The sequence below is a fragment of the Trueperella abortisuis genome (assembly GCF_030811095.1).
Lineage (GTDB): Bacteria > Actinomycetota > Actinomycetes > Actinomycetales > Actinomycetaceae > Trueperella > Trueperella abortisuis.
Genome location: NZ_JAUSQL010000001.1, coordinates 1443044 through 1469271, shown reverse-complemented (window position 1 = coordinate 1469271; position 26228 = coordinate 1443044). Strand labels below are relative to the sequence as shown.

General features: G+C 64.3%; 21 protein-coding genes. 12 read left to right on the top strand and 9 right to left on the bottom strand.

The window, feature by feature from the left end; translation table 11 throughout:
• The first annotated feature begins 58 nt into the window (after positions 1-58).
• From J2S45_RS06520 to J2S45_RS06500, 5 genes are all read left to right on the top strand, one after another.
• The gene (locus tag J2S45_RS06520; protein ID WP_307634893.1) at positions 59-1492 is read left to right on the top strand and encodes a DUF3375 domain-containing protein; all 1434 of its coding nucleotides are present in this window, start codon (positions 59-61) and stop codon (positions 1490-1492) included.
• A complete protein-coding gene (locus J2S45_RS06515; RefSeq protein ID WP_307634892.1) occupies positions 1479-2225 on the top strand; it encodes a DUF4194 domain-containing protein in 747 nt (248 codons plus the stop codon). Before J2S45_RS06520 ends, J2S45_RS06515 begins: the two co-directional genes overlap by 14 nt.
• A complete protein-coding gene (locus tag J2S45_RS06510; RefSeq protein ID WP_307634891.1) occupies positions 2222-5629 on the top strand; it encodes an ATP-binding protein in 3408 nt (1135 codons plus the stop codon). The genes J2S45_RS06515 and J2S45_RS06510 overlap by 4 nt, the downstream gene beginning before the upstream one ends.
• A complete protein-coding gene (locus J2S45_RS06505; protein WP_307634890.1) occupies positions 5626-6942 on the top strand; it encodes a Wadjet anti-phage system protein JetD domain-containing protein in 1317 nt (438 codons plus the stop codon). The genes J2S45_RS06510 and J2S45_RS06505 overlap by 4 nt, the downstream gene beginning before the upstream one ends.
• Before the next feature lie 209 nt (positions 6943-7151).
• Positions 7152-8027: a GIY-YIG nuclease family protein gene (locus J2S45_RS06500; RefSeq protein ID WP_307634889.1), complete on the top strand. Its 876-nt coding sequence runs from the start codon at positions 7152-7154 to the stop codon at positions 8025-8027.
• 36 nt (positions 8028-8063) lie between these two features.
• On the opposite strand, the gene J2S45_RS06495 is transcribed toward J2S45_RS06500, so the two are convergent.
• Positions 8064-8366, bottom strand: coding sequence for a thiamine-binding protein (locus J2S45_RS06495; RefSeq protein WP_296931170.1), 303 nt, complete (start codon positions 8364-8366; stop codon positions 8064-8066).
• A 143-nt stretch (positions 8367-8509) separates the two neighbouring features.
• Between J2S45_RS06495 and J2S45_RS06490 the strand changes: the two genes are divergently transcribed.
• Positions 8510-9136: a hypothetical protein gene (locus J2S45_RS06490; protein WP_296931168.1), complete on the top strand. Its 627-nt coding sequence runs from the start codon at positions 8510-8512 to the stop codon at positions 9134-9136.
• Positions 9137-9139: 3 nt separating this feature from the next.
• Here the strand turns inward: J2S45_RS06490 and pdxR are convergent, their stop codons facing one another.
• Positions 9140-10519, bottom strand: a complete 1380-nt coding sequence (gene pdxR, locus J2S45_RS06485; RefSeq protein WP_307634888.1) for a MocR-like pyridoxine biosynthesis transcription factor PdxR — start codon at positions 10517-10519, stop codon at positions 9140-9142.
• Positions 10520-10576: 57 nt separating this feature from the next.
• On the opposite strand from pdxR, the gene pdxS reads away from it, so the two are divergent.
• The 4 genes from pdxS to J2S45_RS06465 all read left to right on the top strand — a co-directional run bounded on the left by pdxS (position 10577) and on the right by J2S45_RS06465 (position 15233).
• A complete protein-coding gene (gene pdxS, locus J2S45_RS06480; RefSeq protein WP_307634887.1) occupies positions 10577-11458 on the top strand; it encodes a pyridoxal 5'-phosphate synthase lyase subunit PdxS in 882 nt (293 codons plus the stop codon).
• Positions 11459-11817: 359 nt separating this feature from the next.
• The gene (locus J2S45_RS06475; protein WP_307634886.1) at positions 11818-13167 is read left to right on the top strand and encodes a peptidase U32 family protein; all 1350 of its coding nucleotides are present in this window, start codon (positions 11818-11820) and stop codon (positions 13165-13167) included.
• Positions 13168-14196: 1029 nt separating this feature from the next.
• Positions 14197-14916: an AzlC family ABC transporter permease gene (locus tag J2S45_RS06470; protein ID WP_307634885.1), complete on the top strand. Its 720-nt coding sequence runs from the start codon at positions 14197-14199 to the stop codon at positions 14914-14916.
• Positions 14913-15233, top strand: coding sequence for a branched-chain amino acid transporter permease (locus J2S45_RS06465; RefSeq protein ID WP_307634884.1), 321 nt, complete (start codon positions 14913-14915; stop codon positions 15231-15233). Before J2S45_RS06470 ends, J2S45_RS06465 begins: the two co-directional genes overlap by 4 nt.
• A gap of 79 nt (positions 15234-15312) precedes the next feature.
• On the opposite strand, the gene J2S45_RS06460 is transcribed toward J2S45_RS06465, so the two are convergent.
• From J2S45_RS06460 to J2S45_RS06430, 7 genes are all read right to left on the bottom strand, one after another.
• Positions 15313-15930, bottom strand: coding sequence for a glutamine amidotransferase-related protein (locus J2S45_RS06460; protein ID WP_307634883.1), 618 nt, complete (start codon positions 15928-15930; stop codon positions 15313-15315).
• Positions 15927-17525, bottom strand: coding sequence for an anthranilate synthase component 1 (locus tag J2S45_RS06455; RefSeq protein ID WP_307634882.1), 1599 nt, complete (start codon positions 17523-17525; stop codon positions 15927-15929). The genes J2S45_RS06460 and J2S45_RS06455 overlap by 4 nt, the downstream gene beginning before the upstream one ends.
• Before the next feature lie 247 nt (positions 17526-17772).
• Positions 17773-19185 carry an amino acid permease gene (locus tag J2S45_RS06450; RefSeq protein WP_270975313.1) on the bottom strand — a complete coding sequence of 471 codons (1413 nt, stop codon included), beginning with the start codon at positions 19183-19185 and terminating at the stop codon, positions 17773-17775.
• Positions 19186-19331: 146 nt separating this feature from the next.
• Positions 19332-20168, bottom strand: coding sequence for a MetQ/NlpA family ABC transporter substrate-binding protein (locus J2S45_RS06445; RefSeq protein ID WP_307634881.1), 837 nt, complete (start codon positions 20166-20168; stop codon positions 19332-19334).
• 70 nt (positions 20169-20238) lie between these two features.
• Positions 20239-20937, bottom strand: a complete 699-nt coding sequence (locus J2S45_RS06440) for a methionine ABC transporter permease (RefSeq protein ID WP_296930799.1) — start codon at positions 20935-20937, stop codon at positions 20239-20241.
• Positions 20934-21920 carry a methionine ABC transporter ATP-binding protein gene (locus tag J2S45_RS06435; protein WP_307634880.1) on the bottom strand — a complete coding sequence of 329 codons (987 nt, stop codon included), beginning with the start codon at positions 21918-21920 and terminating at the stop codon, positions 20934-20936. The genes J2S45_RS06440 and J2S45_RS06435 overlap by 4 nt, the downstream gene beginning before the upstream one ends.
• 212 nt (positions 21921-22132) lie before the next feature.
• Positions 22133-23809, bottom strand: coding sequence for a fumarate hydratase (locus tag J2S45_RS06430; protein ID WP_270975318.1), 1677 nt, complete (start codon positions 23807-23809; stop codon positions 22133-22135).
• A 142-nt stretch (positions 23810-23951) separates the two neighbouring features.
• Here J2S45_RS06430 and J2S45_RS06425 point away from each other — a divergent pair, with 142 nt between their 5' ends.
• Positions 23952-25373 (top strand): amino acid permease, encoded by a 1422-nt coding sequence (locus J2S45_RS06425; RefSeq protein WP_270975321.1) that lies wholly within the window; start codon positions 23952-23954, stop codon positions 25371-25373.
• Positions 25374-25438: 65 nt separating this feature from the next.
• A complete protein-coding gene (locus J2S45_RS06420; protein WP_307634878.1) occupies positions 25439-26083 on the top strand; it encodes a YczE/YyaS/YitT family protein in 645 nt (214 codons plus the stop codon).
• Positions 26084-26228 lie beyond the last annotated feature (145 nt).

Sequence of the window (26228 nt, the reverse complement as noted above, 5' to 3'; positions counted from 1 at the left end):
AAGAGTATTTTTGAGGAAGGGGTGAGGCCGTCTGTCCGCCGTCGTGAGAGCCTTGCAGATGAGGCGCGAACAGAAGGAGAACCCGGTGCTGGCGCTCATGCGGCAGGAGACGATGCCGGTAATCTTTGCCCTGCTGCTTGAGCATCTCGGCGGCGATGAGGCCTCCCTCCCTGCCGCGGAACTATACGGGCTGATGGAGGACGACCTCGACGAGCTACGCCGGCAAGGCTTCGATCTGCCCGGAACCGCGCAGCACTACTGCATGGAGTGGGTTAAGGCGGGCTACCTCACTCGGCGCCCGGCGCCCACGGGCAGGGGAGAGGTCTTCGAGCTCTCGGCACCCGGCCACGAGGCGATCCGCTTCCTGGAGAAGATCGTGGCACCGAGGGCGGGGGTTAGCCAGTCGCGGCTGTCGTCGATTATTTCCTCCCTCGAGAAACTGGCCACGGACACCGACGAATCGGTCGCCGCGCGGCTTGCCGCACTGCGCGCGGAGCGCGACAGGATCGACCGGCAGGTCGAAGCCACCCAGCGTGGGGAGTTCACGGCAATGGAACCCGACGCAGCTGCCTCCTTCCTCACGGAGGTGCTCGCCGACGCGCGGGATGTCCCCAGCGACTTTGCGCGTGTGCGTGACGCTATGGAGCGGCTCGGCCGCCAGCTGCGCACGCGCCTGATTGACGCCGACCTCGCACAGGGAGATGTCCTCGATTCGGTTTTCCGCGGCATGGACGAGATCCGTCAGAGTCCCGAGTGGCGTTCCTTCGACGCGTTCCACACCTTGCTCAAGGATGACGAGTACCACGCGGTCTTCGAGGATGCCGTGGCCCGCATCGTCACGCGGAGTTTCGTCTCCGCGCTCGACCCGGACGACATCGTCTTCCTCGAGGAGTACTACCCGCGCCTGCGCGCCGAGTCTTTCGTGGTCGCCCAGTCAATGAGCTCCTTTTCGCACTCATTACGCGAGTTCGCCCAGTCGCGGCAGTTTGAGGAGTTTCGTGAGCTTTCCGAACGGATCCGCCGGGCGCAGCGCGCGGGAATCGAGGCCGCGCCGGTGCTGCGCTTGCATGATCAGATGCGGGCGAGTATCGAGCTGACCTCGCCCGAGATCATCGGGGTGGGTAGGCTCGCGCTGCACGTTCCATCCGAGGTCGAGGCGGAGGTGCCGCTCGAGGCGGTTCCCGTTGGCAAGGCGGATTGGGAATTCCTCAAGGCTCAGGTTCGAGACTACGAGATCGACTTCGAGGAGCTCGCCCTCGCCGTTCACAAAGCTCTCGGCGAGGCTAGGCCCTGTACGATTGGAGATATTCTCCAGCGATTCCCCGCCAGCCAGGGGCTCGCCTCGGTGGTTGGACTCTTCATCCTGGGTGAACGCCACGGCGAGGCCTTGCCCGACGGTGAGTCGGTGAGCTGGACGTGGAAGGGACAGCGGGTCACCGCTCGCATGTCGACGAGCTTCGTGTTCGAGGAGGACTTCAGTGACGGCCCATGATGAGCAAACCGGCGTCTCCCGCGAGACCGATCTGCCGCACGACGCCGACATCCTGGCTAGCGCCGACCTCGCGGACGGCGTCGTCGCCACTGACGGCCTGTGGCCGGGCGATACCGGGACCCTGCCGGCTCAGGTACGCTCTGCTCTTGTGCAGCTCATCCGCGGGCCCTACGTCTCTGCCCGGCGCACGCCGAATCATTGGGCCACGCTCCTCGCTCACGAGTCGGTGATCCGCTCACGCCTGGCTGACGTCTGGCTCGACCTCGCTCTTGACGAGGATCGCGAGGTCGCCTTCGCCCGTAACGCACCCGCGGAAGGGGAGTCAGTTCCGCAGATGATGCGCAAGCAGTCCCTGAGTTTCGTCGACACGGCCCTGCTTCTCTACCTGCGTCACCAGCTTCTGCGCGCCGCGGCCGCAGGCGAGCGAGCCTACGTCGGTCTCGACGAGCTAACAGAACACATCCAGCAGTACCGCGTGGACGGCAACCACGATCACGCGATCGCGGCCAAGCGGGTCAAGGCCGCGGTGGATCGCTTCGTCAAATACGCGCTACTGGACCGCACGGATACCGAGGGACGCTATGAGATCATGTCGATCCTTGGCCTCGTCGTCACGGCGGATCTCGTGGCCGGCATCGAGGCCGAGTACCGCGCTATCCGTGAAGGCGTGCGTGGAGGGTCGGTTGGGAGCGCGGATGGCGCGGACGGCGTCGTGGGGGAGGAGTGGGTATGAGCGAGGACCTGTTCAGCGCGTACTCGAGCGAGCATCCCGAGGGCGAGGTGCCTGCGCCGGGCCAGTTCAGACTCTCGCGGTTGCAGGTGACGAACTGGGGAACATTCTCCGGTCATCATGCGATTGAGGTTCCGCGGCGCGGATTGCTATTGACGGGAGAGTCGGGCTCGGGCAAGTCCTCGCTACTGGACGCGATCTCGGCGATCATGGTGGCACCCCAGGAAGCGCACTTTAACTCGGCGGCTACCGACGCGGCAAGCGGGGACGAGCAGCGCACGCCGATGTCGTACGTGCGCGGAGCTCACCGCAACTACACCGACGACGACACACAGGAGGTGCGCACCTCCTATCTACGCTCTGGCCCGACGTGCTCGGGTATCGCCATGACGTGGGAGGACGGTTTGGGTACGACAGTGTCGGCGATCCGGCTCTTCCATGTCAAGGGACACTCACGGGCAGCTCAGGACCTGCGCTCGGTCTTTGCACTTGTATCCGATCAGGTCGAGCTCGCGGACTGGATGAAGCTCATCACCTCGGGTATCGACAAGAAGCGACTGCGGGTTGCGTTCCCGAGCGCGGACTACTTCGACTCCTACGCCGCCTTCGGCCAGCAGCTACGCAAGCGCACCGCGATCGGCAAGGAGACGGCGCAAAAGCTCCTACACAAGGCGCTGTCGGCGAAGTCGATGAAGAGCCTCGATCAGCTGTTGCGTACCTTCATGCTTGACGTGCCCGGCACGTTCGCGGCCGCGGACCACGCGGTTGGCGAGTTTGACGACCTCAATCACGCCCATGCGGCCGTGGTCGACGCGCGCGAGCAGCTGGAAGTTCTCACCCCAATCCGGGAGTCGTGGGAGCGGCGGATCAAGATGGACGAAAAGGTGCGCCGGCTGGGCGAGGAGCGTGCCGCGTTGCCGGTGTTTCGGGCGCAGATCCAACAGCGTGATATCGCGGGCAAGCTGGTCGACGCGCGGGCGGCCCTCGTTCGGTGTGAGGCGGAGGAGGCCGACGCCCGGCAGCGTTGGGAAGCCGACGACGTCGCGCGCGATCAGGCCCGCGCGGATCTGGCACGCAGCGGCGGCGCAGACCTGGAACGCGCCACTCGGGAGAGTGAGGAGTTGGCCGGGCAGGTGGCTCGTGCCGAAGTGGCGCGGGCAGAGTTCGCCGGACGGCTCGCAAAAATCGAGGGTTTGCCGGAGGACGTGGAGGATCGTACAGCGTTCTACCAGGTCATCGAGCAGGCGCGGCTGATGCGCTCGGAGCTGGGCGGTCAGAAGGGCTCCGACGTGTTTGGGCAGGCGATTACCGAGCGCGATCAGGCCAGGCGGGAGTTTGAGGAGATCGTCCAGGATATCCATGCTCTGCAGGCGCGACGCACGCGTATCGACAGAAAGCTCGCTGAGCTGCGCGACGATATCGCGCATCGGCTGGGCCAGCCGCCTGCGGCTTTACCGTTCGCAGGCGAGCTCATGGATGTCACCGAGCCGGAGTGGACGGGTGCGATCGAGCGCCTGGCCTCGGGCTTCGCCCGCACCCTGCTCATTCCCCGCGAGCATTTCGATGTGGCTCTGGCCTACATCGACGCCACCGATTTGCGAATGCGGCTCGTGTTCGAGTGCCCGGACGAGGAGAACACGGCGGTGCCCGGTACCGATTCGGATGCGGTGGCAAACAAGCTGAGGATCGCCCACGGGCGCTTCGAGGGCTGGATGCGTAGGGAAGTCGCCCGCCGATTCCCACACGTATGCGTCACCGACCCCGCCGAGCTGGAGCACTACAAAAAGGCGCTGTCGATCCAGGGCACGGTCAAGGACGGGCGGCGCTTCACCAAGGACGACGCACACCCCATCCACGATAAAGCGCACTGGCGCATCGGCACCACGAATGTCGAGCTCCTCGAGGAGCTCCGGGCGCGGGCGGCAGCGCTGCACGCCAAGAAGGAGAAAGCGGAAGTCAAGGTCAACCAGCTCGACGCCGAGCACGCTCAACTACAGGAACGGATCGCCCAGCTCACGCTCATCGAGTCGACCCGCTGGGAGACGATCGACGTCGTCGGATGCCAGGAGGCGCTCGCCCGGGCGCGGGAGCGGATCGCCCACCTCGAAGCCTCGCATTCGGAACTGGCCGAGCTCCGGCGTCGTGTGGAAGAGCTCTCCGCCCGGGCGGCGGCATCGCAGCAGGCCAAGGACGAAGCGACGAAAGGTGTGGGCCGGGCGCAGAGCCGGGTGGCCGACCTCCAGCAGCAGGAGGCGCAGCTGAAGCGCGAACTGGAGGGCGCGAGCATCGAGGCGGAGGTCAAGGCTCGGCTCGAGGGCCGCGCGGCCAGGCTGACCGAGGCGGCACACTCGATTACGGCCGTCACCGACGCGATCAGCAACGACCTCGAGCGGGAGAATAACCGCGCCCGGGCGGAGTTCGCCGCGGCGGAACAGCGAATCGCGCGCGCCCAGCAGCTGTATGCGAGCCGCTGGCCGGGCAGGGCGACGAACCTTGTACCCGACGCGCCCGAGTCCGCGCCTGACTTCCTCAGCGTGCTCGACCAGCTCCAGGCCGATCGCCTTCCCGAATTCGAGAACCGCTTTCGCACGTTGCTGGCTGAGCAATCGCAAAACAACCTTGGCAGGATTCGCGAGGAAATCTCCACAAGCCTGTCCCGGGTGAGAAAGGCGATTGCACCGGCCAACGAGTCTCTGGCGCAGACCCCGTTCGACCGGCGGCGAGACCGCTACCTGCGGATCGAACCCTCCCAACGCCAGACGAGCGAAGTGCGCCAATTTACGCAGGACCTCACCGCCGTCACCGCAGGCGCCTTCAACTCAGCCTCCGAGACGGCTGCCCAGGCTGAGGAGCGCTTCCTACGGATGAAGAGCCTCCTCGAGCGGCTCGGCTCGGCCGAGACCGCGGACCGTAGCTGGCGCCGACGCGTCCTCGACACTCGGATGCACGTCAGCTTCCGTGCGATCGAGACCGACGCGGAGGGCAACCAGACCGACGTCTACGAGGGCAGCGGTGGACGCTCGGGCGGCCAGTCGCAAAAACTCGTCATCTTCTGCCTGGTCGCTGCACTGCGTTACCAGCTCGCCGACGTCGGCAAGTCAATTCCCCGTTACGGCACCGTTGCGCTCGACGAGGCTTTCGACAAGACCGACGCCGAGTTCACCGAGGCCGGCCTGTCCGTCTTCGACCAGTTCCAATTTCAGCTCATTCTCGCCACCCCGCTCAAGATGCTCCAGACGATTGCCCGGCACGTCGGCGGCGCAGTGACTGTCTCCAACCCGACGGGAGAGTCCTCGCGGCTGTCCTCAATCACGTTTACGAAGGTCGAGGACGTGGATGAGGACTCGGTAGGCGCTGGCGGTTCGGGTAACCGGGCAGGCAGCGAGGCGGGCGGGTTCCAGCCGTGAACCGCACGATGCGCACGCCCGCCGACGCGCGGTCCTGGGCTCGCCTCACCTACGACCGTCGGGTCTTTACCTGGCTTGCGCTTTGTAGCTCGCGCGCGGACGCTGATATCGATCTCAGCCTCCCGCTCCACCCGCCCGCCGCCTCGACGGCCCTGGGGGAGGGCGCCACTGTCGGCGAGTGGATCCGGGCGTGGGCGGGAGCCGCGCTTCCTGCCGGCTGCGAGCTGATGTGGGAGGAACGACGTTGGCGAGCGCTGGGGGCGCAGCGCGTTCCCACCGCGTTAAAGGTGAAGACCGCGTCCGCTGCGGCCGAGCTGGGCGGCCGGGCGAAGGACTGGGCGATGCTTACCGAGCGGCTCGCTGCGATCCGCTGTGCGCTGACAGCCGCGGACGTCGTGCGTAACCTCGGCGGATTGGAGGCCGGTGTGGCGGAGGCCGGTGTGGCGGAGGCCGGTGTGGCGGAGGCGACCGCTGCCATGGCTCGTGCGATGAAGTCATGCGCTCGCGACCTACGCCAGGCCGACGTCGCCGATTTCTCCCGTGCGCTCGAGGTCACCCGATGGCTGGTCCTCAATCCGGAGTCGGGCCTATACGTGCGGCAGTTGCCGATCGCGGGCGTGGACACGAAATGGGTGGATCATCATCGCCGCCTCATCGTGGCGTTGCTGACCGGCGCGCGCGAGCTGGCCGGCCTGCCGGGTGAGGGCAGCTTCGGCTGCGCCCCGATGCCTCACCCCAGGGCCGTGGTCATTGCGGATCCCGCATTGCGACCCGCGGGGCTACGGTATTTTCTGGCCGACGAGGTCGAGCTGGCCGAGCTGTGGGATGCCGCCACACCGCCTGAGTCAAAGGCGACGGCTCGGCCACGACTGGTGCTAGTCGTCGAGAATAAACAGTCGCTACTGGCCGTGCCGGATTTCGAGGGCGTGGTCGCCCTTCACGGGGGCGGTTACGCGGTGGACTGGATCGGGAAACTCCCCTGGGCGAGCAACCTTCCCGTCGTGTATTGGGGTGACCTCGACGAGGACGGCCTCCTCATTCTGCATCGCCTGCGTCATCACCATGGGCACGTGCGCTCGGTGATGATGGACGCTCAGACCTTTACCACCTTCCGCGAGCTCGCCGTGCCTGACCCTCATCAGCCAAGCGATCCGCCCTCATCTCTGACCGCCGAGGAACGCCTCGCCTGGGAGTGCGTCCACGCGGGCGGCGGCCTGCGCCTCGAGCAGGAGCGTATCAATTGGTCTTGGGCTGTCGAGCGCTTGGAGGCGGCGTTGGGCCAAGGCTGCGGTGCTTCGCCCAGGCCCGAGTAGGGGAGTCGGGATAGGGCTTACCGACCAAGCGACCTCTAGTTGTAGCTGGAGAAACTGGCGCGCCTTTTTCATACAATGGGTGTACGCAATCAGAGGTATGCGATGGCGGCAAGTCCTCGGTGGCGAATCAATACGGGGCTGGGCGGGCGCACGGCGAGGTGAAGGCGGCCGCAGGAGCCAGGTAGAATCTCGCTAGTGAAGGTGCAAGGATGGCCGGAAAGTCAATCAATCTGTTTCTCATGGACGGCGATCCGAATGGCCGGATCAAGTGTTCGCTGGCCAATTGGACCGGCGTCGCCTACAAGATTCCCCGTACGATGCTGGACAAGGCGCGCAACATCGAGGCGCTCAAGCAGACAGGCGTGTACCTACTTTTTGGCGCCGATCCGGCGACGGACGAGCCCGTGGTCTACATCGGTCAGGCGGCGGTGCGTAAGAACGGCATGGGCATCCTCAACCGCTGGGAGGAACACAAGCGCGACACCGACAAGGACTGGTGGAACGAGGCCGTTGCACTGACCACGCGCGACAATTCCTTCGGACAGACCGAGATCGCCTATCTCGAAAACCGTTTCCGTAACATGGCACTCGACGCCGGGCGCTACCGGGTGATGAACGGTAACGAGCCAGCGCAAGGCAACATCACCGAGGAAAAAGAATGCGAGATGGACGAGTTCATCTCCAACGCGCGGCTCATCATCGGCACGCTAGGCTACAAGGTCTTCGACTCGCTGCTCGGCAATAGGCGCGTGGTCGAGGTTGTCGAAGCCCCGGACGACGGCCCGATCTTTACCTTCCACTACGGCAAGGTTGAGGCGCGGGGAACCCGCACGGCTGAAGGTTTCGTCGTCATGGCCGGTAGCCACATTTGCCCGACGACGACCAAGAGCGTTCCCGACAATGTCATCAAGAATCGCGAAAAATACGCGCCGGCTCTCACAGCAGACGGAGTGCTGACCAAAGACCTGCTCTTCACCTCGCCGTCAGCGGCGGCGGGATTTGTGGGTGGTGCATCCCTGAGCGGCAACGTCACGTGGAGGTTGCCAGATGGGAGGACGCTTAAACAGCTGGATGGGCAGGGCTGAGCCCGCGATACTCACGACAACCCGATGCCCTAGTGACTACTGTTCGAGCAATCTATTGACCCGCTCCACCTTCGCCGTGATCTGACCCGTGTAGCCGGGGCGAATGTCGGCCTTCATCACCAACGAGATACGCGGGGTGCGCTTTTGCAACTCCTCCACACACGCCTTGACGACGGTCATCACCTCGTCCCACTCGCCCTCCAAGGTGGTGAACATGGAGGTGGTCTCGTGTGGTAGCCCCGATTCGTTGACGATCCTCACCGCCGCGGCCACCGCCTCGGAGACGGAGCCGTCGGGCTGATCGGTGGTCTGCGGGGCGATCGAAAACGCAAGAAGCATGGAAGTCCTTTCATCCACCAGCAGCCCAAGTCTATTCGGTTGTGCGACCTTCCGCACTATTACGCAGACTGCCCTCGCAGCGTGCTAGCGCCGTCATATACTTGTGCCACCGTGTCACAACCGTGACACGATGCCGATTAGGAATGGAATCAAACATGCCGCTGTGGGAGTTTGTTGGGTGGGCGGGATCCGTGCTCGTCATCGTATCGCTGATGGTGCCAAGCATTCGCCGCTTCCGGGTGCTCAACCTGGCGGGCTCTCTCATCGCCACCATCTACAACATCTACTTCGGTATTTGGCCCTATGCCGCAATGAACGGCGTGATCGTGCTCATCGACGCCTACTGGCTCTGGCGCCTCACCCGCGACCGCGACGAGGAGCGCGGCTACTGCGTCCTCGAGGTCGATACGGCCGCGGCGCTCCCCGCGCGCTTCCTCGACCGCCACCTGCCCGCCATTACCAAAGCCTTTCCACACTTTGACCGTGAGGCCCTGTCCGGTGCCCACGTCTTCCTCACCCTTCACGAAGACGAGGTCATCGGCCTGTTCGCCCTGTCCGCCGACGGCGACACCGGCCACATCCTCATCGACTACGTCACCGAACGGTTCCGTGACCTCACCCCCGGCGCCTTTCTCTACAACAACGCCGAGCTCTTCGCCCGCCTCACCCTCACCTCCGTGACGCTACCCGTGCGCGACGCCGCCGACCCCATGTACTTTGCCAAGCAAGGCTTCACCACCCGCGGCGACCTCCTCGTCCGCGAGGTCTAAGCGTTAGGAGGCCTGGTCGGGGCGCGGCACCATCTGCCGCAACTGCTCCAAGGCCGCCGCCAGCCGCTCCCGGCTTCCAGCACCCAGCCCGACGACGACGCCGGGTCGCCCGCTTCGTCCAGACCAGTACTTACCCAGCGACTCGATGGCAAGGCCCGCCCGCGCGGCTCGCTCGAGAACGCGCGCCTCGGCGTCGGCGGGCAGCTCGATGATGGCGCCCAGTCCCCCGTCCATGGTCCGCCCCTCGGGGAAGATTCGCTCAAAGACGCCACGGCGATACTTATATTCCCGGCGCACGCGGGCCGTGTGGCGGCGGAGGGAGTCCGTGGCAAGGAAATTACTCAGCGCATCTTGGGCGATGCCGGAGACGGGGATGAGACGGGCCTCCACGGCTTCGCGATAAGCCAGCGGCACGATGACGTATCCCAGACCGAGGGCCGGCGTGAGGGTCTTGGCGAAGGATCCGAGAAGAATAGTCCCCGCAGGGTCGAGTGCCACGAGCGCGGGGTGGATGGCGCGCAGCTCCGAGTCGTAGTCATCCTCAATAAGGAGCGCGCCCGGCGTGGAGCGCCGCCATTCGACTAGCTCCCGCCGGCGGGAGGCCGGCATCTGCAAGCCGTAGGGGAACTGGTGATTCGGGGTGACTAGCGCGGCGTCCGGGGCGAGGTCGGTAAGGGCGGCAGGGGAGAGGCCAGCTCCGTCTGTCTCGACGAGGACAGTCTCCCAGCCGATCGCAGCCGGCACGGCCCGCAGCGAACCGAATCCCGGATCCTCGACGGCAAGCCGGCGGGGGACGACGGCCGAGTGCTCGGCGCCGACTGGGGAAGGTGTGCCCACGGCGATGGCCGTAAGAATTGCACGCAGACCATCACGGGTGCCGGCGGTGATGAGGATCTGCTCAGGATTGACCGACACGGCGCGGGTGAGGCGGAAATGCTCGGCAAGAAGGTGGCGCAGGCAGGGCGAACCGGGGCTGGGGTAGGCGTGCGGCTCGGCCACGGCTGCCCGCCAGGCTGCGCGCCAGGCCGAGCCGGTCAGCGCCTCCAGGGGAGCTCCGGGGCGAAGCAGGGACGGGGGCGTCGTCGTCGGGAACCTCGAAGGGTGAAAGTGGAGAGCCGGCTGGTGGGCGTGAGTGAGGGCGAGATCAGGATGAATGCGGCTACCGGAGCGGGAGGCAAGGAGGATGCCCTCACCTTCGAGCTGCTCGTAGGCACTGACCACGGACCCTCGGGAGACGCCGAGTTCGTCGGCGAGGGCACGCGTGGAGGGGAGACGATCCCCCGGAGCAAGGGATCCACCCTGAAGGCGGGCGCGGATGTCGGCCACAATGGTGGCGGGGATCGAGGGCACATCATCCTCCCGACATCTCTCCAGATGGTCCAAAAAAGTAGTTCTAAACTGGTCTTAATTCTAGACCACGCGAGGAGAAGAATGGAGACCATGAGTTACAGTATCGAAGCCAACAAGCTCCAACTAGCACAAGGGCTCAAGGGCGGTGTCATCATGGACGTGGTCACCGCCGAACAAGCAAAGATCGCGGAGGGTGCAGGCGCCGTCGCCGTCATGGCGCTCGAGCGCGTTCCCGCCGACATCCGCGCCGAAGGCGGAGTGGCCCGCATGTCGGACCCCGACCTCATCGAGGGGATCATGAAAGCCGTCTCCATCCCCGTGATGGCCAAGGCCCGCATCGGCCACTTCGTCGAGGCCCAGGTGCTCGAGGCTCTCGGCATCGACTGGGTAGACGAGTCCGAGGTGCTCTCACCCGCCGACTACGCCAACCACATCAACAAGCGCGATTACGCCGTGCCCTTCGTCTGTGGGGCCACCAACCTCGGCGAGGCCTTGCGCCGCATTAACGAAGGCGCCGCCATGATCCGCTCCAAAGGCGAGGCCGGCACCGGTGATGTTTCGGAGGCCACCAAGCACATCCGGCAGATCCTCAAGGAGATCGCCGCGCTCAAGGGCTTGACCAACGACGAACTCTATGTGGCGGCCAAGGAGCTCGCAGCCCCCTACGACCTCGTAACCCAGGTAGCCCGCGACGGCAAGCTGCCCGTACCACTCTTCGTTGCCGGCGGCGTGGCAACCCCGGCCGACGCCGCCATGATGATGCAGCTCGGCGCTGACGGCGTGTTTGTCGGTTCGGGCATCTTCAAATCCGGCGATCCCAAGGCGCGGGCCGCCGCCATCGTCAAGGCCACAGCGTCCTATGACAACCCGCAGCTCATCGCTGATGTTTCTCGCGGCCTGGGCGAGGCCATGGTCGGGATCAACGTGGCCGACCTACCGGCTCCGCATCGGCTTGCCGAGCGTGGTTGGTAGCTGCCGGCTGGTTGCTGGGCTGGCGGCTGCTAGGCGCGTGCAGTTTGGCTCGCCTGTGGCTAAGTGGTGAATCTGGTGAGTTTCGTCGGCAAAACGTGGCTTTGCGCGCAAAATCTCACCAGTTGCCTCCACGGGACAGAAACCGGTTCGGGGTTCGTCGGGGAGCCCCGTTGCTAAGTGGTGAATCTGGTGAGTTTCGTCGGCAAAACGTGGCTTTGCGGGCAAAATCTCACCAGTTGCCTACGCGGTAGCGCAACCGGCTTCGGGCGCGGGACAGAAACCGGCTCTGCCGGGCTGACAGGGCGGGCTGACGGGGCGGCAGCTGGCCGGGTGCCGCCCTGGCGGTTATGCTTGCGGGCGTGATTGAACCATTTGGCGTCCGCCGCCGCATTCGCCCCGAGGTCTTGGCACCGGCCGGCAATCTCGCCACCCTGAAGACAGCCTTCGACTTCGGCGCTGACGCCGTCTACTTCGGCGGCCAGGAGTTTGGCATGCGCTCGGCTCCGAAGAACTTCACGCTCGAGGATGTGGATCAGGCTGTCTCCTACGCCCACGAGCGTGGCGGGCGCGTGTTCGTCACCTGTAACATCCTGCCCACCTCCGCCGAGGTGGCCTCCATGAACGACTACATGGGACGGTTGGGGGAGATTGGGGTAGACGCCCTCATCGTCACCGACATCGGGGTGCTCATGGCCGCACGTAAAGTCGCGCCGAACACGGACATCCACGTCTCCACGCAGGCGGGCGTGACGAACTACCAGGCCGCGAACGCGTTGGCCCAGCTTGGTGCTACCCGCGTGGTCCTCGCCCGAGAGCTCAGTCTTTCTGATATCCGGGAGCTGCGCGCCCACACCCCTCCAGAGCTCGAGATTGAGGCGTTCGTCCACGGCTCCATGTGCATGGCCTTCTCCGGGCGCTGCCTCATCTCCCAGCACACCACCGGTCGCGACGCCAACCACGGAGACTGTGCTCAATCCTGCCGCTACAGGTACCACGTGGTCGAGGAGCGTAAGCCGGGCCAGTTTATTCCCGTGGAGATTACGGACCAGGGGACGTTCCTGTTCAACTCAAACGACATGAACACGCTCACCCACATCGACGACATCCTCGATGCCGGTGTGACCTCCCTCAAGATCGAGGGTCGAGCGAAGAGCGCGTATTACGTGGCCGCCATGACCAACGCCTACAAGACCGCCGTGGGGGAGTATATGGTCCAGCGCGGATTCGAGGACTCCGCCGGCAACGCGCTCGTCCCCTTCCATGACCAGGTCCACCTTCCTGGCGACGCCCGGCCGCCCGTCCCGGTTACTTTTTCGCCGTGGCTTGCCGATGAGCCGTTCAAGGTCACGCACCGTGCCTACTGCACCGGCTTCTACTATCCCGAGCGCCCAGCGGGCGAGGAAATCCATAAGGGCGGCTATATCAACGAGTGGCTGCTTGCTGGAATTGTCACAGACTACGACGCCGTAACCGGCCGCCTGCGTCTGCACGCGAAGAACAAGCTGGCACCGGGCAAGGAGATGGAGATTCTTTTTCCAGGTTCGGCGCCGGTAGCGATGAGGGTGCCTGCGGAGGGGCTCCAGGACGCCGCCGGTCATCCGGTGCAGGAGATCAATTTCCCAGCGCGTGAGTTCTCGATGCCGTGCCCGGTTGCGGTTCCCGAGGGCGCGATGGTGAGAGTTCGGGCAGGGCTCCACCATGCCGGTTAGCTAGGGCGTATATCCACACCTGAAAGGTAGGGGAGATAAGGATTCCCGGATAACTGAGCTGTACCCATTCTGAGAAGAAAAGTGACAGAATTTCGTCTTGTTTGATTGTCGCCCACTGCGTAAGCGTGATTCCCCGGTAGGGCAATACGTTCCAAGGCCCATCTCCGTGTATCAAGCTCAGCTGGTAAATTGCCCGAACAAAGCGCTCAGGGGCTGTTCCTTCAGCTACTGTCCATTCAGTGATTTGGTGTCCCTCAAGAATCTCGCGCAAGTCGGAGTCGGCAAATAGGTTAAGTGAATCTCCTATTACCGTCTTCCACGATGACCATCTACAATCTTCATCTACACTTTGCAGTGGAATGAAGACACGGACGACTTCGATTGAATTCGCAAGCGAAACTGAAGCGAATGTGTTAGTCATCTTGCACATCAAGAACCCAACTTACCGAATATGCGCCCAACCCAACCAGATGCCACACGGTATCATGGCGGTGATGGGCTTAGATGTTTCTCTCCGACAGTTCTTTTCACGCCGCGTTCTCTAATTCTGCTTGGCCTAACAGGCGCTTCAGGCGTGTGTTTTCCTCGCGCAGTCGCTGGGGTTATTTGCCTCGCTTTTGGTCATCGCCCCATACGTTGCCTGCCACCGATTCAGCGTTGCCTCGCTAGTCTCCAGCTGTGTGAGGATCTGAGCCGTGCTCGAACCTGATTTCTTTACCTCCCGAGCCTTATCAAGCTGACGAACAATCTGCTCGGGAGTGTGCTTACTGAGCTTCCCCGCCATCCAATCTCCCCACCCACAGGCAGGCTACCTTTAGACAACACTCAAGTCATGTGGACCTAAAAACCTGAGGCGCTCCAATGTGATGTTAAGGATGGTAGTGTAAATCGCGTCTCACGTGCACCAACTTAGTAAGCAATACAAGATTCTTTACAACTAAGGCAATGACGTCGCATGCCTGCACATCTACGGCGGATCAGGAAACGGACAGACTTGCCTGCCGCCAGCGCCGCTCCTAGATTCGGTATATGTCCACAACCGTCCGTTCTACGATTGCCCTCGGTGTCCGCGATGCGTTGCCTGTAGGCCTTGGCTACATTCCGCTGGGGATGGGCATGGGGATGACGCTGACCGGCGCCGGGCTGGATTGGTGGTGGGCGCCGATTTTTGCGTTGCTCATGTATGCCGGCTCGATGCAGTACCTCATTGTGCCGATGATAGTTGCCCGCGAGCCCTTGGCCGCTATCGCGCTTGCCACCGTCCTTATCCAGTTCCGTCACGTGTTCTACGGGATCAGCTTTCCGCTCCATCTGGTCAATAGCAAGCTCGCCAAGCTCTACTCGATTCATGCCCTGACCGACGAAGTCTACGCCGTCGTGGCATCCAAACCGCCCGACGTACTCACCGGCGAGCGGGTGTTATGGACGCAGATCTTTGCTCACGCCACGTGGATTACAGGTTGTACGCTCGGCGCGCTGATAGGCCTGAGCGTTCCGATTGACAACCGTATCCTGAGCTTTGTCCTCACCTCGCTCTTCATTGTGCTCATGACGGAGGCGTACCTAGCTAACCGGACGCGCCTCGATTTTGCGCTGGCGGCGATTATCGGCGTGGGCATGCTGGCCCTGCCCGATTCCATGTACTTGCCTGTCGCCCTGACCACTTTGACGGGGGCACTCCTCATAGCCTCGCGCCTCAATCCGACGACGCCGGCGGCGAGGCCGAAACGACGGGACGGCATGCCATGACCGGCTATATCATCGCGGTCATTGCCATCGTGTTCGCAATTACCTTTTCGTTGCGCGCTGCTCCCTTCGTTTTTCTGGCGAAGGTTCGTGATTCGAGGACCCTGGCCTACCTGGGCGCGTCCATGCCCGCGGGGGTCATGCTCATCCTTGTGATCTTCACTCTCCAGGATGTGACCTTTGCCAGCGCAGAATCGTGGATGCCGCCGGCCGCTGGTGTCATCACGACGCTCGGCGTTCACTTGGCCTTTCGCAAGGTGCTGGTTTCGCTGCTTGCCGGGACGGGCGTCTTCGCGCTCGTCCTGGCACTGGTCAGCTAGGCGGGCCGTGCGGGCGCAGGGTCCGCCGGGCCGCACCGGCCGGGCAGACCCGCACCGGCAGGGCGGACCCGCACCGACCCTAAGCTCGGCCGGCCGTAAGCGCCTCGATTGCGCGCTCGAGCATCGTCGGCCCGGACATCGTCAGCACCGACTCGGGGTGGAACTGGAAGCCGAGCGCCTTTCCATCGACGCTGCGTGCGGCCATCACCACGTCGCCGATCTGGCTCGGTGTGGTGGCCAGTGCCTCCATCTGTTCCGGCACGTGCGTGCAGCCCAACGAATGGTAGCGCGCAACGGGCACCGAGCGCCCGGGCTGATCGGGCAGGGTATCGGTGGCGAGTCCGGCGAAGATCGGGCTGGCCAGGCCGGCGTCGGTGAGCGTCATGGGGATCGCCCGCCCGTGCTCCGGTCCACATGGGCGCACCTGCCCGCCCCAGTGCTCGAGTAGCGCCTGGAAGCCCAGGCACACCCCGAGGATCGGGATGTCGCCGACCACAGTGTCGATGAGCTCCATCATCACGCCCGCCTCGCGCGGGTGACCCGGACCGGGGGAGAGGCAAATCATGTCCGGGGCGAGGGCGGTGATGGCGCCGACCGGCGTCGTGTTGCGCACCACCACGCACTGCCGGCCCGTTCCAGCAAACGCGTCCACGAGATTGTAGACGAAGGAATCTTGGTTATCGAGTAGGACGATCATCGTTCCACCTCCAGTTTCTTGCCCTGAGCTCGGGCGATAGCCTCTAGGACGGCGCGAGCTTTGTGCAGGGTCTCGTCCGCTTCCGACTGTGGGTTCGAATCGCGCACCACCCCCGCACCCGCCTGGACAGCCGCCACGCCGCCTGCCACGAACGCCGAGCGGATCACGATGCACGTGTCCATGGACCCGTCTCCGCGCAGGTAGCCGATTGCGCCTCCGTATGAGCCCCGCCGCCGCTTTTCCTGCGCGCGCAGCAGCTGGGCGGCCTTGATCTTCGGCGCTCCGGTCAGCGTGCCCATGTTCATGCAGGCGCGGTAGGCATCCAGGGCGTCCATTCCGTCGGCGAGCCTGGCAGTCACACGCGACACCAGGTGCATGACGTGCGAGTATCGGTCCACCTGCAACAGTGCTGCGACCTTGCGGGTGCCCGGCGTGGCTACCCGTGCTAGGTCGTTGCGCGCGAGGTCCACGAGCATTGTGTGCTCGGCCAGTTCTTTGGCGTCCGTGCGCATGTCGAGCTCGGCGCGGATGTCGAGCTCGTGGCTGATGTAGCCGTCCGCGTCGCGTCCGCGCGGGCGCGTGCCGGCGATCGGGTAGAGTTCGACCTCGCGGGTGGTCGCGTCGAATTTGAGGTTGGATTCGGGTGAGGCGCCGAACAGTTCGAAGGGTTTCCCGTCCCGGCCCAGACCCCGCTGGAAGAACATGTACGGGCTCGCGTTTGATTCCTTGAGCTTGGCGTAGGCCGCAGGCGCGTCCGGGCACGGTAACGTGAATGTCCGCGCCGGCACCGCCTGGTAGATGTCCCCGCGGTAGATCGCGTCCTTCATTTCGGCTACGATCTGCCGGTAGCCCGCGTCGCTGATGTCGGCCTGTGCCGCCACGACGCCGTCCGGACTGGTTGCGCCGGCGGCTTCGGGTGCGTTGGCGCCGGCTTCACCCCGGCCGGCCCGCGCAGCCCGTGCGGCTTCGCACGCCGCCTGGGAGTGTTCGAGGGCGGCGGCCATCTCGTCCACGTTCGAGCCGGAGCCGGCGGCGTCAACCTGGATGAGCTCGGCGCTGCGGGCGGTGTGGTCGACGAGAAGCACGACCTCGCCGAGGACGAACTGGTAATCGGGGCACGTGTTCGTTGAATCGGCCACGCCCGGCAGGTCCTCAAAGGTGGCCACGTAGTCGTATGCGAAGGTGCCGCCCACCCACGGCTCGGCATCGCCAAAGTCGAGGGCGAGCAACCGGCGCAGCGGCTCAACCGTGGAAGTGGCCAGTAGCCGGGCCCGTTCGTCGACGTCGGTGGAGGCCTCGAAAGTAGCGACGTTGCCTTCCACGTGGGCCTGGCCGGCGAGTTCCTCCAGCACCTTCGTGGCGATGGCGCGCCCGGAGCTAGTGAGCGGCTCGAGCGTAACCGACTGACCCTCGCACGTGACACGCACCGAGGCGCGTAGGATCGCGATGGAGGTCAGCCCCTGGCGCGTCTCGATGTCCGCGGACTCGAGGAGCATGAGCGTGGATGGGTCGTAGCCGGAGTCGCGCGCATCGAGGTAGGGGATGAGCGCCGCCACGTCGTCGACGTAGGGTACCTGCCTGCGGAAGATCTTCATGTCTGCCCTTTCTGCTGGCGAAGGCTACAAAAAAGGCTCGTAGCTTTCGCACGAGCCTCGGGGTCAGCAATGGAAGGCTCGTCTAGAGCCACCACCACTGACCGTTGTTCATGGGAACAATGTAGCAGGCTAAGTCGCTGCGGCGCTCGATGAGTCCACGATGTAATTCGCACGATCTAGCGTGCATGCTGGCCGTTATCCGCTCTCGAACGAATTCTGGATAGCCCGACACGCTCACGCCGCTGTGCTACCCGTTGATGATGTCCAGCGAGACCCCGCGGCGGAGCAGAATCCGCTTGCGCACCACCCAGACGACGCCCAGAATCGCCAACCACACCGGGGTCAGCAGAGTTGGGACGCGGGTGGTCGGGAAGTAGACCAGCACGCAGCCGATGAAGACGATGAAGGCCAGCGCCAGCCACGGGGTCACCGCCGCGAAGTGGAGCTTAAACTCGGAGGCGTCGTGTTCGGCGCGGTGATTCTTGCGGTAGCGGATGTAGGAGACGAGGATGAGCGCCCAGATGAAAAGGATCAGCGTGGTGGCCACCGCGGCGATGAGCTCAAATCCTTTCAGCACGCTGCCGCCCACGAACAGGATCGGCAGGTAGATCAAGATGAGCAGGCCGATGAACAAAAGCGCCCGGCGTGGCACCCGGTGGACTGACAACTGGCCGAAGAGCCGTGGCGCCTGATGCGATTTGGCCAGCCCGTACATCATGCGCGAGGAGGAGAAGATGCCCGAGTTTGACGACGACGCCGCCGAGGTCAGCACCACGAAGTTCATCACCGACGCCGCAGCGCCCAGGCCGACCATCGCGAAGACGGAGACGAAGGGCGAGGTTGCGGGGTTGATGGCGTCCCACGGGGTGATTGCCATGATCACGGCCAGCGCCCCCACGTAGAACACGGCGATGCGGAAGGGGACCTGGTTGATCGCGCGGGGGATCGTGCGGGTGGGATCCTTCGTCTCTGCTGCGGTGGTACCGATGAGTTCGGTGCCGATGAAGGAGTAGATCGCGATCGAGAACGCGCCGAGGAATCCGGAGGCGCCGGTGGGGAAGAACCCGCCGTGGTCCCACAGGTGCGCAAACGACGCTGGCTCGCCTGTCGGCCCGGTAAACCCGCTCGCCACCATGACCACACCCACCGCGATGAGCGCCAGGATCGCGGCGATCTTGATGATCGCGAACCAGAATTCGACCTCGCCGAAAAGCTTGACCGTCAGCAGGTTGATGACCACCAGCAACGCCAGCAACGCCAGCGTGACGAATGCGGAGACGGTGATGTTCTTAATCCAGAAGTCGAAGTAGCCGGTGATGACGATCATATCGCCGATCGCGATCACCACCCACAAGAACCAGTACGTCCAACCCGTCACGAACCCGGCCCACGGCCCGATGAGGTGGTGGGCGAAGTCCTGGAAGGACTTGTATTCGAGGTTGTGGAGGAGGATCTCTCCCATCGCGCGCATGATGAGGAAGAGCACGAGGCCCAGGATCACGTAGACGAGGATGATCGACGGGCCGGCCGAGTGGATCGTCGAGCCGGACCCCATGAACAGCCCCGTACCGATCGCGCCCCCAAGCGCGATGAGCTGGATGTTGCGATTCGACAGCCCGCGGTGGAGCGTCTCTTGTTCTTGGTGATCCTCGGCTGGCATGCGTCTCCTTTCGATTCCGCGCAAGTCTATGCCGAAAATCGCGGACGACGCCGCAACTTGGCGTGCCAGAAAGGTCACGTTTGTGCGTAGAAGGGGCAAAGAAAGGTGGCGGCCACAGCGAGCCGCCACCTTGAGGGACTTAAGCCTTAGAAGGCCGGGGTCACCTCACCGTTGGGGTAGGTATCCTTGATGAACTGGGCCACCTCGTCGGAGTGGAGCAGCTCGTCGAGCTTCTTGATCGCGTCCGCCTTGTCGGAGCCGGTCTTCCACGCCAACACGTTGGCGTAGGGGTTGTTCTCGCCGGACTCGAGCGCGAGCGCGTCCTTCGACGGAACCAGACCCGCCTCGAGGGCGAAGTTTCCGTTGATAATGGCCAGGTCGACGTCGGGGAGCTGGACCGGGATGGCCGGGGCCTCCGACTCGCGGATCTCAAGGTTCTTCGGGTTGTCCTTGATGTCGTAGATCGTGGGGTTCTCCACGTCCTTCAGGGCGATCAGGCCCTCCGCCTCGAGCAGCTTGAGGCCGCGGGCCTGGTTGGAGGGGTCGTTCGTGACGAGCACGACGCCGCCGTCGGCCACGTCCTGCAACGAGGTGACCTTATTCGAGTAGATGCCGAAAGGCTCGATGTGGATGCCCGCGCCGTGCTCGAAGGCGTAGCCGCGGTCCGCGATCTGGGCTTCGAGGTAGGGCAGGTGCTGGAAGAAGTTGGCATCCAGCGCGCCGGCGTCGAGGTCGACGTTCGGCTGAACGTAGTCCGTGTACTCCTTGATCTCCAGCTTCAGGCCCGCGTCCTGTGCGAGATTGTCGGCCACGAACTGCAGAATCGGGGCGTGTGGGACCGGGGAGGCGCCGACCACCAGGGTGGTCAGGCTATCGGAGGAAGTGGGCGAGGCCGACTTGGTGGTCTCGGATGAGCCGTTGTCGGAGGAGCAGGCGGTTAGTGCGAGGGCCGCTGAGGCGAGAAGTGCGAAAATCTTGCGCATGATAAATCCTTGTTCACAGTGTACGAAAAATGAAGGCTAAGACTTGAAGGTGGTCCCGGATGGCTGCGCCTTAGCGGTGGTCAACCATCCGGCTCAGCATGTCGCCAAGCCACTGGATCATCTGCACCATGAGCAAAATGAGGGCGACGACGATGACAATCACGTCGAACTGGTAGCGCTGGTAGCCCTGGTTAATCGCGAGCGCGCCGAGGCCTCCGCCTCCGACGGCGCCGGCCATCGCCGAATATCCCACGATTGTGATGACGAGGATGGTCACCGAGTTGATGATCGAGGGCAGGGCCTCGCGCACCAGCACGTCCCACATGATGCGCACGGCCGGCGCGCCCGTCATCTGCGCGGCCTCGACTTTGCCCGGCTCGACAGCGAGCACGTTGGACTCGACCATGCGGGCGAAGTAGGGGATCGCGGATACCGCGAGCGCGATGGTGAAGGCCGGCCAGCCGGTGGCCTTGAGGAAGGGAAGATTAATGCCTCGGATGAGGAACAGGACGATGATGGCCAAGATGATGAACGGGATCGCACGGCCCAGGTTGACGATGGCGCCGATGATCTTGTTCGTGGTGGGTGCGGCGATCATTCCGCCCTTGCGGGTCTCGGCAAGGATCAGGCCGATGGGCAGGCCGACGATGACGGTCAGGAGCGAGGAGAGCCCCACCATGTAGACCGTCTCAAGGACGGCGGGCCACAGGCCGCGCTCAATTGCCGGGTTGGCGAACCACGATCCGCTGGTTGCGAGGAAGATGTTCATGCGCGCACCTCCGCGTGAATGCCGTCGGCTGCGAAGGCGTCAAGGGCGCGGGCGACCCTGTGTTCAGGGAGGGCTAGCGCCAGCCGGCCTACCTGCATCTGGCCCACCGACTCGAACAGGCCGGCCGAGATGTCGGCCCCGAGCTCTGCCACACGGGACATGACTGTGGACCCTGTGGGGATACCGGGGTGGGAGGTGAAGTAGATGTCGATGAGCGTGTCGGTCCCGACGCACTCGGGATCCACCTCGGGCAGTGGGATGAGCTTCTTGGCCAGGCGCGATTCGGGATCCGAAAGCGCGCGTTCTATCGAGCTTGACTCGACGATGCGACCCGCGTCCAGCAGGGTGGCAGAGGTGCAGATCTTACGCACGACGCCCATCTCGTGCGTGATGACGAGGATCGTGACCCCGAGCTGCTCGCGCACGTTCTTGAGAAGGTCCAGGATCTGGTCGGTGGTCTCCATGTCGAGCGCTGAGGTCGGCTCGTCCGCCAGCACCACGGAGGGGCGGATTGCGAGCGCCCGCGCGATCCCGACGCGCTGGCGCTGGCCGCCCGACATCTGGGCGGGGTAGGAGGCGCCGCGATCCGAGAGGCCGACGAGCTCGAGGAGTTCGGCCACTCGCGCCTCGCGCTCGGCCCTCGGAGTGCCCGAGACCTTCAGGGGGTAGGCGACGTTTTCAGCGGCCGTGCGGGCCTCGAACAGGTTCGCACCCTGGAAGACCATGCCAATCCGGCGTCGTTCGGCGCGAAGAGGGCGGCCGGAGAGGGTGGTGAGGTCCTTGCCATCGACGAGGATGGATCCGGAGGTCGGCTTCTCGAGGGCGGTCAGGCAACGGATGAGCGTGGACTTGCCCGCACCGGATTCGCCGACGATGCCGTGGATCTCGCCGTCCATGATCGTGAGCGAAAGGTCCTCGAGTGCCACGACGGACTCCGCTCCCTTACGGGGGTACACCTTGGTGACCCCTTTAAGCTCGATCATGATTCTCCTTCGCTGCCCCGGCGTTAGCGTAGCGGTAAACGGCCGGGTTAGTACAGTGACCAGTAAACACTCCGATGTGGGAAGCCGCAAAAGCATCTCATGATTCAGCGCAAGTGTAGGCAAGGTCACGGGCTAGGTAGAGTTTATCGGGACAGTACGAGGCAGTGCCCGGGACGGTGGGTCCCGGGCACTGCCTCGCTTGCGCGGCCGAACTACAGTCCGGGGCGCTTACCGATTGTCACCGACACCTTCTGGGAGCCAGCGAAGAAGTCATTGCCTTTGTCGTCGACCACGATGAAGGCGGGGAAATCCTCGACCTCGATCTTCCACACGGCCTCCATGCCCAGCTCGGGGTATTCGAGCAGCTCAACGTGCTTGATGCAGTCCTCGGCAAGCTGAGCCGCCGGGCCACCGATCGAGCCGAGGTAGAAGCCGCCGTACTTCTTGCAGGCGTCCGTCACCTGCTGCGAGCGGTTCCCCTTCGCCAGCATGATCATCGACCCGCCCTCGGCCTGGAAGGGGGCAACATAGGGGTCCATGCGTCCCGCCGTCGTCGGACCGAAGGAACCGGACGGCTTGCCCTCCGGCGTCTTGGCCGGCCCCGCGTAGTAGACCGGGTGATCCTTGAGGTACTGGGGCATGCCCTCGCCACGGTTGAGCCGCTCCTGGATCTTGGCGTGGGCGATGTCGCGGGCGACGATGATCGTGCCCGTCAGCGACAGGCGAGTCTTGACAGGGTACTTCGTCAACTCCGCGAGCACGTCCTTCATCGGCTGGTTGAGGTCGATCTTGACCACGTCGTCGCCCTCGCCGTGGCCGATCTCCACGTCCGTCTCGGCCGGGTAGAACTGGCCCGGGTTGAACTCGAGCTGCTCGACGAACACGCCCTCGGGCGTGATCTTGCCCTTGGCCTGCCGGTCCGCGGAGCAGGACACCGCGATCGCCACAGGCAGCGAGGCGCCGTGGCGGGGGAGGCGGACCACCCGCACGTCGTGGCAGAAGTACTTGCCACCGAACTGGGCGCCGATCCCGATCTTGCGGGTCAGCTCGAGCACCTGCTCCTCCAGCTCAAGGTCGCGGAAGCCGTAGCCCTCCTCGCCGCCGTGGGTGGGCAGCTCGTCGAGATACTTGGCGGAGGCGTACTTCGCCGTCTTCAGCGCGTACTCCGCCGACGTTCCCCCGATCACGATCGCGAGGTGGTAGGGCGGGCAGGCCGCGGTGCCGAGCGAACGGATCTTGCCCTCGAGGAAGGGCATCATCGAGTCCGGGTTCAGCAGCGCCTTCGTCTCCTGGTAGAGGTAGGACTTGTTGGCCGAGCCCCCGCCCTTTGACATGAACAGGAAATGGTATTCGTTCTCGTGCCCGGGCGCCGTGTCCGCATACAGCTCGATCTGCGCGGGCAGATTCGTGCCGGTGTTCTTCTCTTCGTACATGGTCAGGGGCGCGTTTTGGGAGTAGCGAAGGTTGTACTTGCCGTAGGTGTTTTGCACGCCGCGGCTGAGTGCTCGTTCGTCGACGCCGGGGGTCAGCACGCGCTGGCCACGCTCACCCTTGATGATCGCCGTGCCCGTATCCTGGCACATCGGCAGTACGCCCTCGGCGGCGATGAGCGCGTTGCGCAGGAGGGTCTTGGCCACGAAGCGGTCATTGGGGGAAGCTTCCGGATCCTCAAGGATCTTCTCCACCTGCTTTAGGTGCGCGGTACGCAGGTAGAAGTTGATGTCGTGGAAGGCGGTTTCGGCCAGCAGCTCCAGTGCCGACTCGTCCACCTTGAGAAACGTCATCCCGTCTGGGCCTTCCACCGTCTCCACACCCTCGGTGGTCACCAGCCGATACTCGGTCTTGTCCGGCCCCACCGGGAGCATGTCCCTGTACTTGATATCGTCCATTACTATTTCTCTCTACTAGGTGTTAACCCCTCGCATTAAAGGATATGAGCAGCGGCGCTGGTTGCGCGGGCTTAATGGCCTAACGCAACGGCACAATCACGAAATTGACGGCATTTTGTTGCCGGAGGTTACCATGGAAGACGTGAACGAAGAATCCCAACTCCAACGCGGCCTTACTTCCGGCCAGGTTGCCATGATCGCCCTGTCTGGGGCGCTCGGCACCGGCCTCTTCCTCGGATCGGGCTCGGTCATCTCGTATGCCGGCCCCGCCACCGTCATCTCTTACGCTCTCGCGGGCAGCCTCGCCCTGGCGATCGTGTGGGCGCTGGCAGAGATGGTCACCGTCCACCCCGTCCCAGGCGGGCACGGCACGGTGGCAGCAGCCTACCTCGGCCGCTTCGGCGGGTTTGTGACGCGCTGGAACTTCGCGATCACGATGATGGTGGCGGTGGGCGCTGAGGTGGTGGCTTCGGCGACGTACCTCACCTACTGGTTCCCAAGCCTGCCCCTGTGGCTGGGCACAATCCTGTGCTCGGTGTTCATCGGCGCCCTCAACATGTTCTCCGTTCACCTCTACGGATCGTCCGAGTATTGGTTTTCCATGATCAAAGTGGTGGCGATCGTCGTCTTCATTCTGCTTGGCCTTGCCGTGGTAGCCGGCCTTGGCGGTCACGACGCCGTCGGCGCCCGCTACCTTACCGAGGGCGGCTTCCTGCCCAAGGGTGTGACCGGAATGCTGGCAGCCGCCTGCATGGCTGTCTTCGCCTTCGGCGGCATCGAGAACGTCTCGGTAGGGGCGGCCGAGTCCGCCAACCCGGCCCGCGACATCCCTCGCGCCGCCCACACCATGATCTGGCGCCTACTCATCTTCTACGTGGGAGCGATCCTCGTGGTCCTCATGCTCCAGCCGTGGACTGAGACGGCCGCCGTTGCCGGAACCGTGGAACAGTCACCCTTCGTCAAGGTCCTGGAGATCACGGGCGTGGCCGGCGCATCGCACGTCATGAACGCCGTGCTCATCGTCGCCGCGCTTTCCGCGGCCAATGGCTGCCTGTACTCCTCGAGCCGCATGTTCCACGCGCTTGCCGTCGACCATGAGGCTCCCCGCTTCGCCAGCCGGACCAACGCCAAGGGCGCCCCGCGCGGCGCCGTCGCCCTTGCCATGTGCGGGATGGCGCTCGCCGCCGCGCTCGCGATCCTCAGTCCTGGCAATGTCTTCATGTGGCTGTACGGCATGGCCACCATCGGCATCCTCGTGACCTGGGTGATGGTGATGAGCACCCACCTCGTCTTCCGCCGCAAGCGCGCACGGGCCGGTCTGCCCCTGCCCGTCAACCGGCTGTGGGGGAGCCCGGTGACGAACGTCGTGGTCCTCGCCGCGAGCGTGGCGATCTTCGTCTCGCTCTACTGGCTTATGCCAATCGCCTGGTACGCCGGCGTGCCCTACATCCTCGCCCTGTCCGGGGGTTACTGGCTACTCTCGCGTTCGCGGGAGCTACCCGAGCCGCGCGATCTCCTCGCGGAGTCATTGGCCCAGGCCGAAGCGACGCCTGAGAACAGATAGCGTCTTTTTCTGGCGCCCTTGGACGCGTGGCTCGTGGGCGCGGAACCGGTCGCTAGGATGAGTCAGTGATTACCGAACGGCCCCTGTGGCAGCGCTGGATGTGGTTCCTCATCGGGGTGGCGATGGGGGCGCTCGGCATCGCCGTCGTGACGAAATCTGCCCTGGGAACGACGCCGATCTCCGCCCTGCCGCTCGTCTTCTCCTACCGATTCGCCCCCACGTTTGGCGTGTTCACCTTCGTCATGAACATGGCCTTCATCCTGGTGCAGGCGGCGATCTATCGGAAGGAGTGGAGGGCCTTCCAGTGGCTCCAGATCCTGATCAACTTCCTGTTCTCGGCGTTCATCGACCTGTGGATGGTGGCCCTGACCCGGCTCGAACCCGAGCACCTGGCCTGGCGCTGCGTTTTGCTCGCAATCGGGTGTGCGATCCTGGGCTTGGGCATTTCGATCCAGGTAGCTCCGGGCATCCTGACAGTGCCGGGGGAGGGCATTGTGAAGGCGGTTGGGTGGCGGACCAAGATCCGCTTCGGGACGGTGAAGATCGTCTTTGATACCACACTGGTGGTGCTGGCCGGGATCTCATCGCTCGTCTTCTTCGGCTATCTGTCGGGGATCGGGGTTGGCACGGTGGTGTCGATGTTCGCCGTCGGGCTGGTGGTCAACTGGTGCAACGGACATATCGGTTGGCTGAAGACGCTCGGGGCGTGAACCGGCCGGGTGCGGTGCCGGATCCCATCATCTGTTCCTTGGCAGACGGGGGAGACTCTCACCCGGCTCGGCCTGCACCTGCGCCCGCAATACCCACTCGTAGCTGAGCCACGTGGAGGCGTTCAACGGCGACAACCCGTATATC

What these genes read in the sequence shown, in the direction of transcription:
- J2S45_RS06520 (WP_307634893.1), top strand. Translation starts at nt 59, where the DNA reads ATGAGGCGCGAACAGAAGGAGAACCCGGTGCTGGCGCTCATGCGGCAG.
- J2S45_RS06510 (WP_307634891.1), top strand. Translation starts at nt 2,222, where the DNA reads ATGAGCGAGGACCTGTTCAGCGCGTACTCGAGCGAGCATCCCGAGGGC.
- J2S45_RS06500 (WP_307634889.1), top strand. Translation starts at nt 7,152, where the DNA reads ATGGCCGGAAAGTCAATCAATCTGTTTCTCATGGACGGCGATCCGAAT.
- J2S45_RS06495 (WP_296931170.1), bottom strand. Translation starts at nt 8,366, where the DNA reads ATGCTTCTTGCGTTTTCGATCGCCCCGCAGACCACCGATCAGCCCGAC.
- J2S45_RS06490 (WP_296931168.1), top strand. Translation starts at nt 8,510, where the DNA reads ATGGAATCAAACATGCCGCTGTGGGAGTTTGTTGGGTGGGCGGGATCC.
- pdxS (WP_307634887.1), top strand. Translation starts at nt 10,577, where the DNA reads ATGAGTTACAGTATCGAAGCCAACAAGCTCCAACTAGCACAAGGGCTC.
- J2S45_RS06470 (WP_307634885.1), top strand. Translation starts at nt 14,197, where the DNA reads ATGTCCACAACCGTCCGTTCTACGATTGCCCTCGGTGTCCGCGATGCG.
- J2S45_RS06465 (WP_307634884.1), top strand. Translation starts at nt 14,913, where the DNA reads ATGACCGGCTATATCATCGCGGTCATTGCCATCGTGTTCGCAATTACC.
- J2S45_RS06460 (WP_307634883.1), bottom strand. Translation starts at nt 15,930, where the DNA reads ATGATCGTCCTACTCGATAACCAAGATTCCTTCGTCTACAATCTCGTG.
- J2S45_RS06455 (WP_307634882.1), bottom strand. Translation starts at nt 17,525, where the DNA reads ATGAAGATCTTCCGCAGGCAGGTACCCTACGTCGACGACGTGGCGGCG.
- J2S45_RS06450 (WP_270975313.1), bottom strand. Translation starts at nt 19,185, where the DNA reads ATGCCAGCCGAGGATCACCAAGAACAAGAGACGCTCCACCGCGGGCTG.
- J2S45_RS06445 (WP_307634881.1), bottom strand. Translation starts at nt 20,168, where the DNA reads ATGCGCAAGATTTTCGCACTTCTCGCCTCAGCGGCCCTCGCACTAACC.
- J2S45_RS06440 (WP_296930799.1), bottom strand. Translation starts at nt 20,937, where the DNA reads ATGAACATCTTCCTCGCAACCAGCGGATCGTGGTTCGCCAACCCGGCA.
- J2S45_RS06435 (WP_307634880.1), bottom strand. Translation starts at nt 21,920, where the DNA reads ATGATCGAGCTTAAAGGGGTCACCAAGGTGTACCCCCGTAAGGGAGCG.
- J2S45_RS06430 (WP_270975318.1), bottom strand. Translation starts at nt 23,809, where the DNA reads ATGGACGATATCAAGTACAGGGACATGCTCCCGGTGGGGCCGGACAAG.